Annotated in this window: 15 protein-coding genes; all 15 read right to left on the reverse strand. The window is 64.5% G+C overall.

Going from position 1 to position 14,615, the window contains the following annotated elements; translation table 11 throughout:
* Positions 1 to 24: 24 nt before the first annotated feature.
* A complete protein-coding gene (locus tag AC04SH_RS17535) occupies positions 25 to 693 on the reverse strand; it encodes a response regulator transcription factor (protein ID WP_112559323.1) in 669 nt (222 codons plus the stop codon).
* Positions 694 to 914: 221 nt separating this feature from the next.
* Complete coding sequence (locus AC04SH_RS17540; RefSeq protein ID WP_477233399.1) at positions 915 to 1,502, reverse strand: transglycosylase SLT domain-containing protein; 588 nt, start codon at positions 1,500 to 1,502, stop codon at positions 915 to 917.
* The gene (gene fliK, locus AC04SH_RS17545) at positions 1,435 to 2,829 is read right to left on the reverse strand and encodes a flagellar hook-length control protein FliK (protein ID WP_488575965.1); all 1,395 of its coding nucleotides are present in this window, start codon (positions 2,827 to 2,829) and stop codon (positions 1,435 to 1,437) included. Before fliK ends, AC04SH_RS17540 begins: the two co-directional genes overlap by 68 nt.
* Positions 2,826 to 4,250, reverse strand: coding sequence for a chemotaxis protein MotC (locus AC04SH_RS17550; protein ID WP_488575966.1), 1,425 nt, complete (start codon positions 4,248 to 4,250; stop codon positions 2,826 to 2,828). The genes fliK and AC04SH_RS17550 overlap by 4 nt, the downstream gene beginning before the upstream one ends.
* The gene (locus tag AC04SH_RS17555) at positions 4,247 to 5,596 is read right to left on the reverse strand and encodes a MotB family protein (protein WP_488575967.1); all 1,350 of its coding nucleotides are present in this window, start codon (positions 5,594 to 5,596) and stop codon (positions 4,247 to 4,249) included. Before AC04SH_RS17555 ends, AC04SH_RS17550 begins: the two co-directional genes overlap by 4 nt.
* A complete protein-coding gene (locus tag AC04SH_RS17560; RefSeq protein ID WP_488575968.1) occupies positions 5,593 to 6,219 on the reverse strand; it encodes a hypothetical protein in 627 nt (208 codons plus the stop codon). The genes AC04SH_RS17555 and AC04SH_RS17560 overlap by 4 nt, the downstream gene beginning before the upstream one ends.
* Before the next feature lie 3 nt (positions 6,220 to 6,222).
* Positions 6,223 to 7,866: a flagellar basal-body MS-ring/collar protein FliF gene (fliF, locus tag AC04SH_RS17565; protein ID WP_488575969.1), complete on the reverse strand. Its 1,644-nt coding sequence runs from the start codon at positions 7,864 to 7,866 to the stop codon at positions 6,223 to 6,225.
* Between the two features lie 194 nt (positions 7,867 to 8,060).
* Positions 8,061 to 8,945 carry a flagellin N-terminal helical domain-containing protein gene (locus AC04SH_RS17570; RefSeq protein WP_488575970.1) on the reverse strand — a complete coding sequence of 295 codons (885 nt, stop codon included), beginning with the start codon at positions 8,943 to 8,945 and terminating at the stop codon, positions 8,061 to 8,063.
* A 277-nt stretch (positions 8,946 to 9,222) separates the two neighbouring features.
* Positions 9,223 to 10,107, reverse strand: a complete 885-nt coding sequence (locus AC04SH_RS17575; RefSeq protein WP_112559330.1) for a flagellin N-terminal helical domain-containing protein — start codon at positions 10,105 to 10,107, stop codon at positions 9,223 to 9,225.
* Between the two features lie 213 nt (positions 10,108 to 10,320).
* Positions 10,321 to 11,052, reverse strand: a complete 732-nt coding sequence (fliP, locus tag AC04SH_RS17580; RefSeq protein ID WP_192254432.1) for a flagellar type III secretion system pore protein FliP — start codon at positions 11,050 to 11,052, stop codon at positions 10,321 to 10,323.
* Positions 11,049 to 11,549, reverse strand: a complete 501-nt coding sequence (locus AC04SH_RS17585) for a flagellar basal body-associated FliL family protein (RefSeq protein ID WP_477351143.1) — start codon at positions 11,547 to 11,549, stop codon at positions 11,049 to 11,051. Before AC04SH_RS17585 ends, fliP begins: the two co-directional genes overlap by 4 nt.
* A gap of 17 nt (positions 11,550 to 11,566) precedes the next feature.
* Entirely contained in the window at positions 11,567 to 12,271 is a 705-nt protein-coding gene (flgH, locus tag AC04SH_RS17590; RefSeq protein ID WP_488575971.1) for a flagellar basal body L-ring protein FlgH, read from the reverse strand.
* Positions 12,268 to 12,843, reverse strand: a complete 576-nt coding sequence (locus AC04SH_RS17595) for a MotE family protein (protein ID WP_488575972.1) — start codon at positions 12,841 to 12,843, stop codon at positions 12,268 to 12,270. The genes flgH and AC04SH_RS17595 overlap by 4 nt, the downstream gene beginning before the upstream one ends.
* A 3-nt stretch (positions 12,844 to 12,846) precedes the next feature.
* Positions 12,847 to 14,088, reverse strand: a complete 1,242-nt coding sequence (locus tag AC04SH_RS17600; protein ID WP_192254426.1) for a flagellar basal body P-ring protein FlgI — start codon at positions 14,086 to 14,088, stop codon at positions 12,847 to 12,849.
* Positions 14,085 to 14,609: a flagellar basal body P-ring formation chaperone FlgA gene (gene flgA / locus AC04SH_RS17605; RefSeq protein ID WP_488575973.1), complete on the reverse strand. Its 525-nt coding sequence runs from the start codon at positions 14,607 to 14,609 to the stop codon at positions 14,085 to 14,087. Before flgA ends, AC04SH_RS17600 begins: the two co-directional genes overlap by 4 nt.
* Positions 14,610 to 14,615 lie beyond the last annotated feature (6 nt).

Below are 14,615 nucleotides of genomic sequence, written 5' to 3' on the forward strand. Positions count from 1 at the left end.
GCGCGAGGCTGGCGCAGACCGCCATCAGAACACCAGCCGGTAGCCGAGGAAGCGCTTGGAATCGATCGGATCCTGGCCGAGCTTCTCGCGCAGTTTCTTGCGCAATTTGCTGATGTGGCTCTCGACGACGTTCTCCTCGACCTCTTCGTCGAAGATGCCGTAGATGGCGTTGAAGACCTGGGTCTTGGTGACACGGCGTCCGCGGTTGCTCGCCAGATATTCGAGGATGCGGCGTTCGCGGCGCGGCAGTGGCAGCGGCTGGCCATCGATCTCGGGATCGCGTCCGTCCATGAAGATGCGCATGGCGCCGATCTCGGTGTAGCTGACGTCCTCATGGGCGCGGCGACGGATGGCGGTGATACGGGCCAGGATCTCTCTGATGTGGACCGGCTTGCGGATGACGTCGTCGACGCCGCTCTCGAACAGCCGCAGCGTATTTTCAAGCGAGTGCTGTTCGCTGAGCGCGATGACCGGAGCGCCGGTGCGGTCGCGGATCTGGCGTGGCGAGATGGCGCCTTCGCGGCAGTCGCCGATGAGGAAGGCGCGGACCGACTTCAAATCAGTGTCGGCAGCCGATGTTACCCACTCGCCGAATTCGCCAGGCGCGAAGCCCGCACAGGCGACCCCCTCGCGATCGAAAAGTGAGTTATACCCCTCAGTTACGAGCTCACGCTCGTCAACGATTACAATCATCGGCCCCGCCTCCGAATCAGATCATCTGCCCCGTGGGAAGAGGCGTAACCGGTGGCGGGAATCCTGAACAACCATCATTTCTTGTAGCTATTTTCTTGGGAGTTATTTCGGGTTTCGAAATAACAGCAGTCACGAAGTTGTATCGTTGGCCGCCGATATCGGGACGTGCCGGGGCACCGGCAGGGTCGCGGCTTGCTCACATCTGCGAAAGGCGGATGCGTCTATGGGTTGCAGAAGGCGCGGGCGTTGGGCGTCCATTTGCCGAAGCCGGTGGCGACCATATTGGCGATGACGCGGCAGACATAGAACTTCTGCGCGGGATCGTTGTCGGGGCCGGCGTGATAGCGGGCGACAGCCATCGACCAGCTGACATGACGGGCATGCAGGCTGGCCAGGAAGCGCGCCGCGTAGTCGACATTCTGGCGCGGGTCGAGCATGTCGTCGACGCTGCGAAAATGCGATGCGTGATAGTGATGATTGATTTGCATGCAGCCGAGGTCGATGAGCGTCTTGCCCTCGCGCCGGGCCGCTTCGAACGTCGCCAAGGCCTCGGCTCGGTTTCTCGGAAATACCGCTTTTCCTTCTATATTCAAGGCATTAGGCTGAAGGCTGCCCTTCTTGCCGGTCTCGGTCAGTCCGACGGCATAGAGGATGCCGGCCGGCACGCCATAGCGGTCGGCGGCGCGCAGGATCTCGGGCTCGCAAGGGTTGGTGGCGGCGTTGGCCGGGCCGATGATGAGGCTAGATGAACATATCGTCGCCAGCGCGCTCGCGAGCAGGCACGCCAGGGCGGCCGAATTCCTGGGCATCGTCATTGCGGTTTCTTCCCGACTGCTGGCCGCCCGAACCCGCATTGTTGCCGCTCGAGTTTCCGGGCTGAAAGGCAGACTGATCGCGGCCTTGCGGCATCGGCTGGGAGTTCGCTGCATCGCTGCGGGCCGAAGCGTTGATTGCTACCGAGGGTTGCAGGATGGTGACCTTGTCGACATCAAAGCCGAGCCCACGCAACGACTTCACTATGGCATCGCTGTCGGTGGCGAGGCGGCGGTAAGCCTCGTGGGTTTCGGGCTTCAATTCTATTGAAAGTTGTTCCCCGGCGAGCCTGAGACTGGCGGTGACCATGCCGAGTTCGGCCGGGTGAAGCTCGATCTTCAATATATGTGTCGGAACGGCAACAGAACCGGCCGTCTGGGCGGTCGTCGACGGCGTCGAAACCGCTTGCCGCAGGCCGTTGTCCGAAGCGAGCACGTCGATCAGAGCCGACGTCGTCTGGTTTATCGGGCTCTGCGCCGGCGCCGGGAAACTCTGCTCGGCGACAATGTCGACGCGCCCGGCGGACGGCGCCTGTTTTTCGGATGTGGACGTCTCGGTTGACTGGGCTCCATCGACGCCTTTTGTCGACAGCGCCGACCGCTTTGCGGCGGGCGCGGAACTCTCGCTTGCCGGCCCGTTCGCCGGCAGAGTTGGCGTCGCGCCATCCGGGTTAGGCAGCTTGCCGGACTGTGGTCCGATCGCGGCCAGCTTTTGCCCCTGATCCTGTGCGGAAATGTCGGCACCGGCCTTGGCTCGTTCGGGCCGCGGCGTCGTGTCGAGGCTGTTGTCGGGGCCTGATGCCGTGCGGAATTTCTTCAATGACAGAGGCGGCGTCTGCGCAGAAACGGTCTCGCCGTCGAGCGCCGGTTGTTCAGTCTGTTCATTCGTGGCGGCGCCGTTCCCGCTCGCTCTGGCCGCCGAGAAACGGCTGATATCATGCAACGCTATCAGCAATGGGAGATGATCCTGCAGCGGTGCCGTGCCTGCCTCTTGTCCATCCGCCTCAGCGTCAGCGGATGTCTTGTCCGGACCGCTGTCGACAGGGTTCTTTTCGGCTTTCCCGACAACCGGTTTGGCCGTCTTGGCCGTCTCTGCATGTGCAGTCTCGGCCTTGACAGGGCCGGCCGCGCTGCGCCGGGTCCAACGTGGCTCGTGCGGCGCGGCCTCTGTTGCTCCCTGGCCTTTCTGCGTCGGCGCATTGTCCTCGCCGCGCACCAGTTCACCGAAGCTTTTGTCGTCGCCCTTGGCGTTCGGCGTGGTCTGCTTCGATCCAGCGTGCACGAGCGCAAACCCCGGCAGGGCCTGGCCAACATTGGTGGTCATTTCGGGGCTGCTCCAAGCATCTGGTCGATCAAATCGAGTTGGCGACGCGTCTTGGCCATGGCGGCGTCGGTGGGATCGGCGGGCTCGGCGCCGGCTGCAGGGGCAGATGCCGGCAAGACAGGAGCCGCATCGCTGGCGGTGGCGACAGAAGGTGCTTGCGGCGCCTTTGTCTGAGGCGTGCTCTGTGCCTGCGCGGCTGGCTCGCCTGGCGCCTTCGGCTTGTCGGTTGTGGCCGGTCCGCCTGCTGCTGCGGCTGGCTGCTCCGGCATTGCGCCTTCGACCGGCGGCAGCTCGGGCTCATCGGGGTTTGCCGCAGCCGCCGTCTTGACCGGTTCCTGTTTAACCGCGGCAGGCGCAGGCTTGTCGGCAGGCAGCGGCGCCGGCGGCGCGATCACTTCGCCGGCCACGGCCTGTGCCGCATCGAGCAAGTCGCGGTCGCTTTGCGAAAGCTGGCTGCGATCGATCTTGTCGAGCTTGGCGCGGACCTCGTCGATGGTGCCCGACGTCACCGTGGACAGGCTGGAATAGAGCTGGGCGCGCGGGTCGTCCTGATTGTGGATGCCGTCGCGGCCCTGTTCGGCCCTGGCCGAGGCAAAGGCGGAGAGGTCGGCGAGGCCGTCGATCGCGGCGCGGCGGGCGATGCGCAGGTAGATCACTTTCTCGCGCTCGGGATCCATCATTGCGGTGATGTCGGCGAGCTTGTCCTGGCTGACGGCCATGTGCAGCGTGATGACGCCGGACACGAAGGCATCGGCAAACTGGCTGGCATAGGGGGAATAGAGATAGTCCTCGACATACTGCGTCGAGGCGAGCGCGAAGCGCGCGCCATCGCCTTGCGCGGCGGCGATACCGACCGAGCGGCGAAGCGCTGCTTCCTCGACCAGCGTGCCGGGGCTGAGCAGGCGAGCATCGTCGAGCAGGGCAAGTGCTGCGGCCGGTTGCTCGGTGGCGAGCAGTGAGCCTTTGACCAGCGCCAGGAAAGCGCCGAGATCGGCGGGCAGCGTCATCGGATCGATCGGCTTCAGCGCCTCGATCGCGGCCGCCGGGCGGCCGTTCAGATAGTCGATAATGCCCTTGGCGATGGCCAGGCTTTGTGGGTCGGTCTTAGCGCGCGACATCGCCACCTCGACGGTGACGGGGTTGCCGCCGCTCATGCCATAGACCAGCAAGGCGCGAAAATTCTTCGGGTCGCTGAAGTCCTGCGCGTCCGCCGTGCGAAGCCTTGTGTCGGTCATTTCGAGTAGCTTGGCCTGCATCGGCAACGCGGCATGGTCGCCGGCGGCGATGCGGTCCTGCACCAGCTGCAGCGAGCGCACCAGCTGATAGGGCTGCAAGCCGTCCTCGGCTAAAGCCGCCGGCGAATGGACAGCGCTCAACAGCAGCAAGCCGACGGCGCGGCCGATGATGGCGCCGCATCTCATCCGTCGGTCGCCATCAGGATCTCGATGCGTCGGTTCGGGGCAGCCATCGGGTCGGCTGCAACCTTCGGCTCGCGGTCGGCGAAGCCGGCGACCTCGGTGATACGACGCTCGTCGACGCCACCGCGCACCAGCATGTAATAGGCGGAATGGGCGCGCGCCGTGGACAGCCGCCAATTGTCGTAAGTGTCGCTGCGGAACGGCCGCGCATCGGTGTGGCCGTTGATGCTGATCGCGCCTTTCTGCTCGTTGACGATGCGGCCGATCTTTTCCATCGCCAGCACCAGTTCACGGCGCGGCACTGCCGAGCCGATCTCGAACATGCCGAAATCGAACTGGTCGGTGATCGAGATGACGACGCCCTTGTCGGTGGCCTCGACGGAGACGCCGTCGTGCAATCTGTCGCCAGGCTTGAAGGCCTCGGCGAGTTCCTGCTTGACCTGAGCCGCGGCCTTGACGGCGGCGGCACTCGGCGTCTTTTCCGCGGCTTCGGGCTTGGGTGCGGTTTGAGCTTCGGCGGCTTCCGCCTGTGCAATCTCCGCCTTTTCAGCTGCAGCCTTTGCGGCTTCAGCCTTGGCCTCTGCCTTGGTCAGTGGCTTGTTGGATGCGGGCTTTGCCAGCGGCTCGAGCGGCGCTGCCGTCACCGGCGGCGCCGGCGGCACGGCCTTCACCTCAGCCACTTGGTCCTTCGCGGCCTTGTCGCCGGGCTTCAAAGGATCGCCTTCGATCTTGCTGCGCTCGGCGGTGGCTTCGGCGCCGGGTGCCGCCACCTGCTGCGACCAGAAATCCGGCGCGAACGGGTCGCGGTAGGATTGGCCGCCCGATGCACCGGTGGCGGGGCCGGACGCCTGCGCGCCGCCATCGCCCTTCTCGCTGACATTCTGCATGACGCCGGTGTCGGTGGCGATTTCCGACAGCACCGCATAGGGGTCGGCAAACAGATGCTCGTCGGAAAGATCGGTCTTCGGCGCCGATTCCTTCGGCTGCTTCTTGTCCGAGGTGCCTGCGCCGCCGATGCCGTCCTGTCCGGCCTTGCTGGTCTTGTCCTTCGGGTCGTCGGCCGTCAGCCCGACCTTGCTCGGCCCGTCGCCGAGGTCTTCGAGGCCCTTGCGGCTGGCGTTGCGGTCGACCAGCTTGACCGGGTTGAAATAGCTGGCGACAGCGGCCTTGGTCTGCTCGTTGGCGGCATTGATCAGCCACATGACGAGGAAGAAGCACATCATGGCGGTCATGAAATCGGCGAAGGCGATCTTCCAGACGCCGCCATGGTGGGCGTCGTCGTGGTCGTCGTGACTGCGCCGTACGATGATGATCTCGTGCGGGTGTTTGGCGGCGTCAGCGGTACTCATGACAGGGCCTCGGACAAGGCAGAAGACCATTCGGCGATACGGGTCTCGAACACCGCCTCGTCGATGGCGACGGTGACGTCGAAGCCGGGCGCCTCGACGAAATCGAGATTGGCCGCGCGTGGGCCAAGCGACGCCTTCAGGGTCTCGAACAGTGACAGCGGCCCGCGCACGGCGATGCGAACCGCCTCGCTGTCGCCGACGGCTTCGCGGATCGTGCCGGCAAGGGCTTCCAGCGAACGCTTCTGCAGGTCGTCGCTGACGATGCCGCCGATGATGCGGGCGACGGTGGCGCCGACAAGCTCGCTGACCTTCGCCTCCATGGCGTCGATACGGGTAGCAACGGCTACGCCGACATCGCCGCCGAAGCTTTCCAGAAACGCCTTTGCTTCATCGGCGTTGGCCTGGTTCTGCGCCTCGAGCGCAGCCTGGTGGGCGAGGGCAAGACGGGCTTCGAGGGCCGCTTCGGCGTCGACGACCGCTTCGGCGATCAGCGCGCCGATGTCGGCCTGTGGCGCCGGCGTCTCCAGCCTTGGCTCGGCCTTGGTCGCAAGCGGTGGCTGGCCAGCACGCTGGGTGCGTGCGCCGAAATCCGGCAAAAGATCGAAAAGCGCTGCCGAGACCATGGTCTACACCGCTGCTTCCTGGGCCGCCCATTTGCGCAGGATCTGCGCGGTGCGCTCCTCGTTGAGATCGACCATGCGGGCCAGCCGTTCCTGCGGCGCCGGCCTGATCTTCTGGCGAAGATCGTCGAGCGGGGTCGGGCCGGGGCGACCGCTCGGCAATGCCGCCGGCGGGGGTTCGGCAGTGGCGGTGGTTTCAGGTGTCGGCAGCGAACGCTGAACATCGTCGAAGCTTGGGCCGGCAAGTGCGGGCGTCGGCCGCGCGGTCAGCGCGGTGGCCATCGGCCTCAGGCCGAAGAAGGCGACCAGGAACACCACGACGATGAAGGCGCCGGCATTGATCATCGTGCCGGCATGGGTTCCGATCGATGCCATTATGCCCGGCTGCTCGATCGGCTCGCCGTCCAGCCCGTCGATGAACTCGACCGCCGAGACATCGATGATATCGCCGCGCTTGTCATCAAAGCCGGTGGCTGAGGCCACCATCTTCTGGATGTCGGCGACGCGCTTGGCGATCTGCTCGGGGGTGGCGTCCTTGCCGAGGATGGTCATCAGCCGCTGCTGGTTGACGACGACGGCGATCGACATTTTGGTGACGGAATAACCGTTGGAGACGGTGGCGATCTTCTTGGAGTTGATCTCGTAATTGGTGATCTCCTCCTTGCGGTCGTTGGCCGATGTCGTCTGCGGGCCGTCGGTGCTGGTCGCCTGGGTCTCGGGCAGGTTCTGCTCGACGCTGGCCGGGGTCGAGGCCTGCCTCTGGTTGCTGTTTTCGTTGGCGCGCACCGACTGCACCGAACGCTCAACGCGCGACTCCGGATCGAAGATCGTCTCTTCAGTCTGGCGGGTGTCGGTGTTGACATCGGCCTTGACGCTGGCGCGGAAATTGTCTGGTCCGAGATAGGGTGTCAGCGCGCGGCGGATATTGTCGCCGATCTGCGCCTCGACGGTCTGCTCGACGCCGAGCGTGCGGGCGGCACTGGTGTTGGAGGGGTCGTCGCCGGCGGCGAGCAGATTGCCGTTGGAATCGAGAACGGTCACCTTGTCGGCCGACAGGCCGGGGACTGCGGCCGCAACGAGGTGGCGGATCGACATGGCGCTCTTTTCGGCGTCGATGCCGGAATAACGGATGACCACCGAGGCAGAGGGCTGCTGTTCGTCGCGGCGGAAATTGGCGCGCTCGGACATGACGATGTGGACGCGGGCAGCCTTGATGCCCGCGATCGACTGGATGGTGCGGGAGATCTCGCCCTCCAGCGCGCGCACCCGGGTGATCTGCTGCATGAAGGATGTCAGGCCCATCGCGCCGACATTGTCGAACAGTTCGTAGCCGGCATTGGCGCTGGTCGGCAGGCCTTTTTCGGCAAGCAGCATGCGCGCCTGCGCGGTGGTGCCGGCCGGCACCAGCACGGAGGTGCCGTCGGAGCCGACATCGAAGCCGATGCCGGCCTCGCCGAGCACCAGGCCGATCTGGTTCACGTCGGAGCGGTCGAGTCCGACATAGAGTGTCTCGTAGGCGGGGCGGTTGAGATAGACCGAGCCGATGCCGATGACGGCCATGACCAGCGCGGCGATGCCGGCCAGCATGGCGAGGCGCCTGACGCCAAATGCCCTGAGATTCGAGATGATGCTCTGGATCTGTTGCGGCACGATTCAAGCGCTCCCAGCATGATATTCCGTGGGAACACTAGACCGCGAAGCTTGTGCGAAGATGATAAAGCACGTCGCCCGACGTGTGCAGCGGTTCCGGGCCAACGACATGCTTCAAAACACGGCTACAAAGCGAAAGGGCCGCGCTGTTGGCGCGGCCCTTCAATTCGAAGGAAGAGAAAGCCGGGTCCGGCCTATTGCTTGAACAGCGCCAGGATCGACTGCGAGTTGCCGTTGGCGATCGACAGCGACTGGATGCCGAGCTGCTGCTGGACCTGGAGGGCCTGCAGCCGCGTCGATTCCTTGTTCATGTCGGCATCGACCAGAGCGCCGACGCCCTTGTCGATGGAGTCCGACAGGTTCGACAGGAAGCTCTTCTGGGTGTCGATGCGCGACTTGGCGGCGCCGAGATAGGCAGCGCCGGTCGAGAGTTTGGCAAGTGCGGTTTCAACGCTGTCCAGAGCTGTGTCGATGTTGGCGTCCGTGACGGCGGCGGCGCTCGGGTCGAAGAAGGTCGTTGCCAGCAGACCGCCGACGATGCCGCCGGTGCCGGGCAGGTCGAGCACCTGGGTGTCGGCAGCCTTGACGTCGATGGTGTCGATGGAGACGGTCGTGCCGGTGCGGTTGTAGGACGCGACGATCTTCAGGTCCGACGCCGGGAGGCCGTCGTTCTGCAAAAGGTTCGAGCCGGCATAGCTGGCGTTGGTGACCGAGGACTTGATCTGGTCCTGGATGGCCTTGATTTCGGTCGCGATCTTCTGCTGGTTGTCCTGGCTGGCGCCGCGGGCTGTGACGAGCTTGGCCTTGATCAAGTCGACCTGATCCTTGATGTCGGTGATAGCGGTATAGGCGGTGTCGACCTTGCCGGCGCCGAGGCCGAGCGCGTCCTGAACGGCCGAAAGCGCCTTGTTATCGGACTTCATCGTGGTGGCGATCGACCAATAGGCGGCGTTGTCGCTGGCGGTGGCGACGCGGTAGCCGGTCGAAATGCGCGACTGGGTCATTTCGAGCTGCTTGTTGGTGTTGTTCAGGCTCTGCAGCGCCGTCAGCGCCGAGGCGTTGGTCATGATGCTTGCCAAGATATTTACCCCTTCTCAAAAACTGGCGTGTCACACGCCGGATCAATTTCAACAGGGGGTAGGCATAAGCCCATCGACCGTCTGGTCTGCCCGCCATGGTATGGTTAACCATGACTAGCGGGATATGGTTAATGGCCTGTTAAAACAAGCCAATCCGGGCGCCGGCCAGAAGCAAAATCGGCCGCCATTCAAAGAGAAAATCAGCAGCCACAAAAAGAAATCGGGCCGCGCTGGTGGCGCGGCCCGATCGGATCTTGTCAGTCGTAAAGTCGAGAGATCAGCCGCGGAAGAGCGACAGGATCGACTGCGAGTTGCCGTTGGCGATCGACAGCGCCTGGATGCCGAGCTGCTGTTGGACCTGGAGGGCCTGCAGACGGGTCGATTCCTTGTTCATGTCGGCGTCGACCAGAGCGCCGACGCCCTTGTCGATCGAGTCCGACAGGTTCGACAGGAAGCTCTTCTGGGTGTCGATGCGCGACTTGGCAGCGCCGAGCGAGGCAGCGCCGGTGGACAGTGAGCTAAGCGCCGTTTCAACGCTGCCGAGTGCCGTGTCGATGGCGGTGTCGGCAACCGCGGCTGCACTCGGGTCGAAGAAGGTCGTGGCCAGCAGGCCGCCGACGATGCCGCCGGTGCCGGCGACGTCGAGAACCTGCGTGTCGGCAGCCGTGACATCGATCGTGTCGATGGTGACGGTCGCGCCGGTGCGGTTGTAGGAAGCGACGATCTTCAGGTCCGATGCGGCGGCGCCGTCGTTCTGCAGCAGGTTCGAGCCGGCGAAGTTGGCGTTGGTGACCGACGACTTGATCTGCGCCTGGATGGCATTGATTTCGGTCGCGATCTTCTGCTGGTCTTCCTGGCTGGCGCCACGGGCGGTGACCAGTTTGGACTTGATCAGGTCGACCTGGTCCTTGATGTCATTGATGGCGGTGTAGGCGGTGTCGACCTTGCCGGCGCCGAGGCCGAGCGAGTCCTGGACGGCCGAAAGCGCCTTGTTGTCGGATTTCATCGAGGTGGCGATCGACCAGTAGGCAGCGTTGTCGCTGGCGGTGGCGACGCGGTAGCCCGTGGAAATACGGGCCTGGGTCATTTCGAGCTGCTTGTTGGTGCTGTTGAGGCTCTGCAGCGCGGTCAGCGCCGAGGCGTTCGTCATGATACTGGACATGGCTACTCGTACCTTGATTTTTACAGGGTGTTTTTTTGCATACCGGCTTTTCCGGTATGACGGAGCGGCATCATGCCAATGATCGTGAGACCCGATCACCCGCCATCTGCGAGCAATATGCGGGCAAGTCCCTACCAAAGGGCTAAACGGGACGGTTAACCGGAAATATATTGCGTGAAGTTTTAGCCGGGCGCCACGCAGGGTCGCCGGCGGTCAGGTGAAGGAGCGCACCAGGCTGCCGACCAGCAGGTTCCAGCCGTCGATGAGGACGAAGAACAGGATCTTGAAGGGCAGCGACACGACGGTCGGCGGCAGCATCATCATGCCCATGGCCATGGTGATGGTGGCGACGATCAGGTCGATGACGAGGAACGGCAGCACGATCAGGAAACCGATCTCGAAGCCGCGGCGGATTTCGGAGATCATGAAGGCCGGCACCAGGATGCGCAGGTCGACGGTTTCCTTGGCAACCACCTGGCCGCGTTCGCGGGCGAGATCGGCGAACAGGTCGAAATCCTTGTCGCGGACATTGTGCAGCATGAAGGTGCGGAACGGGTCCGAAATCTTTTCGAACGCCTCGGTCTGGCTGATCTGGTTGTCCATCAGCGGCTTCACGCCGGTGTTCCAGGCCTGGTCGAAGGTCGGCGCCATGACATAGAAGGTCATGAACAGCGACAGCGAGATGAGGATGAGATTGGCCGGCGTCGACTGCAGGCCGATGCCGGCGCGCAGGATCGAGAAGGCGATGACGAAGCGGGTGAAGCTCGTCACCATGATCAACAGGCCCGGCGCCACCGACAGCACAGTGAGCAGGCCGAACATCTGAATGATATAGCCGACGGTGGCGCCGTCGGCCTTGCCGATACCGCCGAGATCCAGCTGCTGGGCAGCGGCAACAGAAGTGGCGGCGACGACGATCGCGGCGGCGAGGATGAGTTTTCTCATTCGAGCAGCAATGTCCTGATCAGAACCTGTTTGGCATGGCCACCGCTGCGGATCGCGGCGCGCTCCTCGAGGTCGGCTTTCAAATGCTGGTAGCCGCTGGCACCTTCGATCTGATGCATCTTCAGGGTGCGGACCATGGCCAGCAGGTCCTGGTGAATGCTCTCGGTCAGCTCCGGCGGTTGCGGGGCGTCGTAGACCACCGACGCCTCCAGCCTTATCCAGATATCGGCCGGCGCGGCCAGATTGGTGGTGATTGGCGCCAGCTGCACGAGCGTCGGCCCGGTGCCCGGCGCATGTTCTGCGGCCGGGCTCGGCTGCTCAGCGTTGGACTGGTTCTCGGGTGCAGCCGGCACCGGTACTGGTCCGCCGACGCCCTTCAGATAGCCGCCGGAAACCCAGCCCATACCGATGGCAGCGCCCGTCACCGCCAAAAGCATGGCGAGCTGAATGACAAGCGATGGGCCCTTTTTGGGCTGGACCTGTTCGACATTTGCCACCGCGCCGTTCTCCGGACCTAGAAGGGGAGGACTTGGTCGAGGATCTGCTGACCGTAAGCGGGCTGCTGGACTTCGCTGACGCGGCCGCGGCCGCCATAGGAGATGCGCGCCTCGGCGATGCGTTCGTAGGAAATGGTGTTTTCGGCGCCGATATCTGAGGGGCGCACCATGCCGGCAATGGTCAGCACCCTGAGCTCGTAGTTGACGCGCACTTCCTGCGAGCCGCGGATCATCAAATTGCCGTTGGGCAGGACTTCGGTGACGACGGCGGCGACATTGAGTTCGAGGTTTTCCGAGCGCTTGATTTCGCCGTCGGCGTTGGTTTCAGTGCTGGAGCTCAGGCCGGCGTCGCCCTTGCCGCTGGTGCTGGCATCTTCCCATCCAAGCTTGACGTCATAGCCCAGCTTGCGCGCGGCGGTGCGGCTGCGGTCGTTCTGGTTCTTGAAGTTGGCCTTGTCGTTGAGCTTGATTCTGACGGTCAGGATGTCGCCATCGCGCAGCGCGCGCGGATCGGTGAACAGCCGGCTCTGGCGATCGTCCCACAGCGAGAATTTCTTCACCGGCGCCCGCGGCTCTTCCGGGTATGAATAGGGCGCATTGACGCTGCCAGTGATACCGGTGCCGACCGGCGACATCACCGGCTCCCTGCCGATCTCCTTCGGGTCGATGGCACAGCCGGACAGCGAAGCGGCCGCGACCAGGACGAGCAACTGCAACTTCATGACGGATCTACCCTTCGGGCCGCGCTGGCCATGATGCCGGTGAGCGTGGCCGCCGCCTTCTGGTCCATTTCGTTGAGAATGACGCCGGCCTTGCGCGAATCGAGCTTCATCAGGATGGCTGCGGCGAGATCGGGGGTGACCATGGCCAGGCGCTCGGCCGCGGCGTCCGGCTTCATGCCGGCATAAATCTTGACGACGCCGTCCTCGGCGCGGGCCAGAAATACTTCGCGCCGCTTCAGCCATTGCTCGTATTCGGCGCGCTTCTCGTCCAGCGCCTTCATGCGCTGGTCGATGCCGGCCTGCAGCTGCTTCAGCTCTTCGGCCTGCAACGCGTAGCGGCGGTCGCGGGCGGCATCGGCGATGTTGGAGCAAAAGCGCTGGATTTCGCTTTCGTCCGGCGCTTTCTCGCGAACCAGTTGCTGGGCTGCCGCCGGCTGCTGCCCGCCGGGCAGAACCTGCCGCACCGCTTCTTCGGCGTTCGCCGGGAAAGCTGCGAGCAGCGCGGCGATGGCGCAGACCGCCAGGGCTGCGTTGCGGCGGTGTGTTGGAGAAAGGCGATCGATCATCTTCATGGCCTATTGAAGAACCAGATCGGCCTGCAAAGCGCCGGCCGACTTGATGCCTTGCAGGATGGCAATGATGCCGTCCGGCTTGACGCCGAGACGGTTGAGGCCGGACACCAGCGTTTCGAGGTTCGGTCCATCGAGCACGGCGACGCGCGCATCGGGCCGGGTGGCCTCAATGGTGGTGAAGGGTTCCTCCGCGGTCACGCCCTTGGAGAAGGGTTCGGGCTGGACGACCTTCGGCTGTTCGGTGATGCGCACAGTCAGCGTGCCGTGGCTGATCGCCACGCGCGAGATCTTGACCTCGTTGCCGATGACGATGGTGCCGGTGCGCTCGTCGATGACGACCCGCGCCGGCGTGTCGGATTCGACCACCAGGTTCTCGATCTCTGCATAGAAGCGCGCCGCCGAAACATTTTTCGGCCGCCTGATCTGCACGGTGCGTGCATCGCGCTCGGCCGCAACGCGCATGCCGAAGCGCTGCGAGGTGTAGCCGTTGATGGCGTCGGCGATGCGGACGGCGGTCGAGAAATCGGGATTGCGCAGCTGCAAGGTGAGCAGCGACTGGTCCTCGAACTCGGCGCGCACGGTGCGCTCGACAATGGCGCCGTTGGGCACGCGTCCGGCCGTCGGCACGCCCTGCGTCAGCTTTTCTGCGTCGCCCTGGGCGGTGAAGCCGGAAACGATCACCGAGCCCTGTCCGACAGCGTAGATTTCGCCGTCGGCCGCCTTCAGTGGCGTCATCACCAGCGTGCCGCCGGCGAGCGAGGTGGCGTCGCCCATGGAGGAGACGTCGATATCGATGCGGGCGCCGGACTGCACATAGGGCGGCATGTTGGCAGTGACGATGACGGCGGCGACGTTCTTGGCCCGCGCGCTGCCGCCTTCGGTGGCGATGCCGAGATTTTCCAGCATGGCGCGGATCGACTGTTCGGTGAAGGGCGAATTGCGCAGGCTGTCGCCCGATCCGGCGAGACCGATAACGAGGCCGTAGCCGACGAGCTGGTTGTCGCGCGAGGCCTGCAGTTGCGCGATGTCCTTGATGCGCGAAGCGACCTGGCCGGGCGGCAGCGAGCTTGGGCCGTTGGAGACCCTGAACATGCGGCTGGTGGTGGCCGGGTCATATTCGGGGTCGACAAAGGCGCCGCCATTCTGGCCGGCAAGATCGCGCTTTTGCTTGGGCGTAAGACCATCGGCCAGCGCCGGCTGCAGCCCAAGAATGGCCGCGAGCAGAAGGGCAGGTCCGCGCCTCATGAAGCGCTGACCCGGATGGTGCCGTCGGCCATCACCGTGCCGGAAAAGATCTTGCCGCTGTCGGTGTTGCGGACCTTGATCAGATCGCCCGCGGCGCCCGGCTGCAGCGACACCGCCGTGGCCGAAATGGTGAGGTCGCCGGCGATGAAATAGACCTGCACGGCAGCACCCTGTTCGACCAGCCAGGCATCGCGGATGGCGGCGACCGGAATGTAGCGGCCGGGCAGCAGCGTGCGCTTGGCGACCTTGCCCTGGAGTTCCTCGGCCTGCGTGGCGACCGCATCCGGCCTGTGCTTGCCAGGGAGCAGCGTCACAGGCTTCAAGGCGCCGGTATCGATCATCTCGCCGGGGTAGATGACCCGGCTCGGGATCAGCACGACTTCGCCGGCCGCCTGGTTGCTGGCGACCTGCGTTACCTGCTGGTCTGCATTCTCCTGGGCAAAAGCCGGCACGCCGCCGGCCACCAGCGCGAGGATCAGCGCGGTGCGGCAAAGCGCGGAGCGGGAGGCCGGAGAGACCATCAAACC

Source organism: Mesorhizobium sp. CNPSo 4688 (assembly GCF_057784295.1).

Bases quoted from the DNA above. Each gene is read 5' to 3' on its own strand.
- AC04SH_RS17535 (WP_112559323.1), bottom strand. From the start codon at position 693: ATGATTGTAATCGTTGACGAGCGTGAGCTCGTAACTGAGGGGTATAAC.
- AC04SH_RS17540 (WP_477233399.1), bottom strand. From the start codon at position 1,502: ATGCCCAGGAATTCGGCCGCCCTGGCGTGCCTGCTCGCGAGCGCGCTG.
- fliK (WP_488575965.1), bottom strand. From the start codon at position 2,829: ATGACCACCAATGTTGGCCAGGCCCTGCCGGGGTTTGCGCTCGTGCAC.
- AC04SH_RS17550 (WP_488575966.1), bottom strand. From the start codon at position 4,250: ATGAGATGCGGCGCCATCATCGGCCGCGCCGTCGGCTTGCTGCTGTTG.
- AC04SH_RS17555 (WP_488575967.1), bottom strand. From the start codon at position 5,596: ATGAGTACCGCTGACGCCGCCAAACACCCGCACGAGATCATCATCGTA.
- AC04SH_RS17560 (WP_488575968.1), bottom strand. From the start codon at position 6,219: ATGGTCTCGGCAGCGCTTTTCGATCTTTTGCCGGATTTCGGCGCACGC.
- AC04SH_RS17575 (WP_112559330.1), bottom strand. From the start codon at position 10,107: ATGTCCAGTATCATGACGAACGCCTCGGCGCTGACCGCGCTGCAGAGC.
- fliP (WP_192254432.1), bottom strand. From the start codon at position 11,052: ATGAGAAAACTCATCCTCGCCGCCGCGATCGTCGTCGCCGCCACTTCT.
- flgH (WP_488575971.1), bottom strand. From the start codon at position 12,271: ATGAAGTTGCAGTTGCTCGTCCTGGTCGCGGCCGCTTCGCTGTCCGGC.
- AC04SH_RS17595 (WP_488575972.1), bottom strand. From the start codon at position 12,843: ATGAAGATGATCGATCGCCTTTCTCCAACACACCGCCGCAACGCAGCC.
- AC04SH_RS17600 (WP_192254426.1), bottom strand. From the start codon at position 14,088: ATGAGGCGCGGACCTGCCCTTCTGCTCGCGGCCATTCTTGGGCTGCAG.
- flgA (WP_488575973.1), bottom strand. From the start codon at position 14,609: ATGGTCTCTCCGGCCTCCCGCTCCGCGCTTTGCCGCACCGCGCTGATC.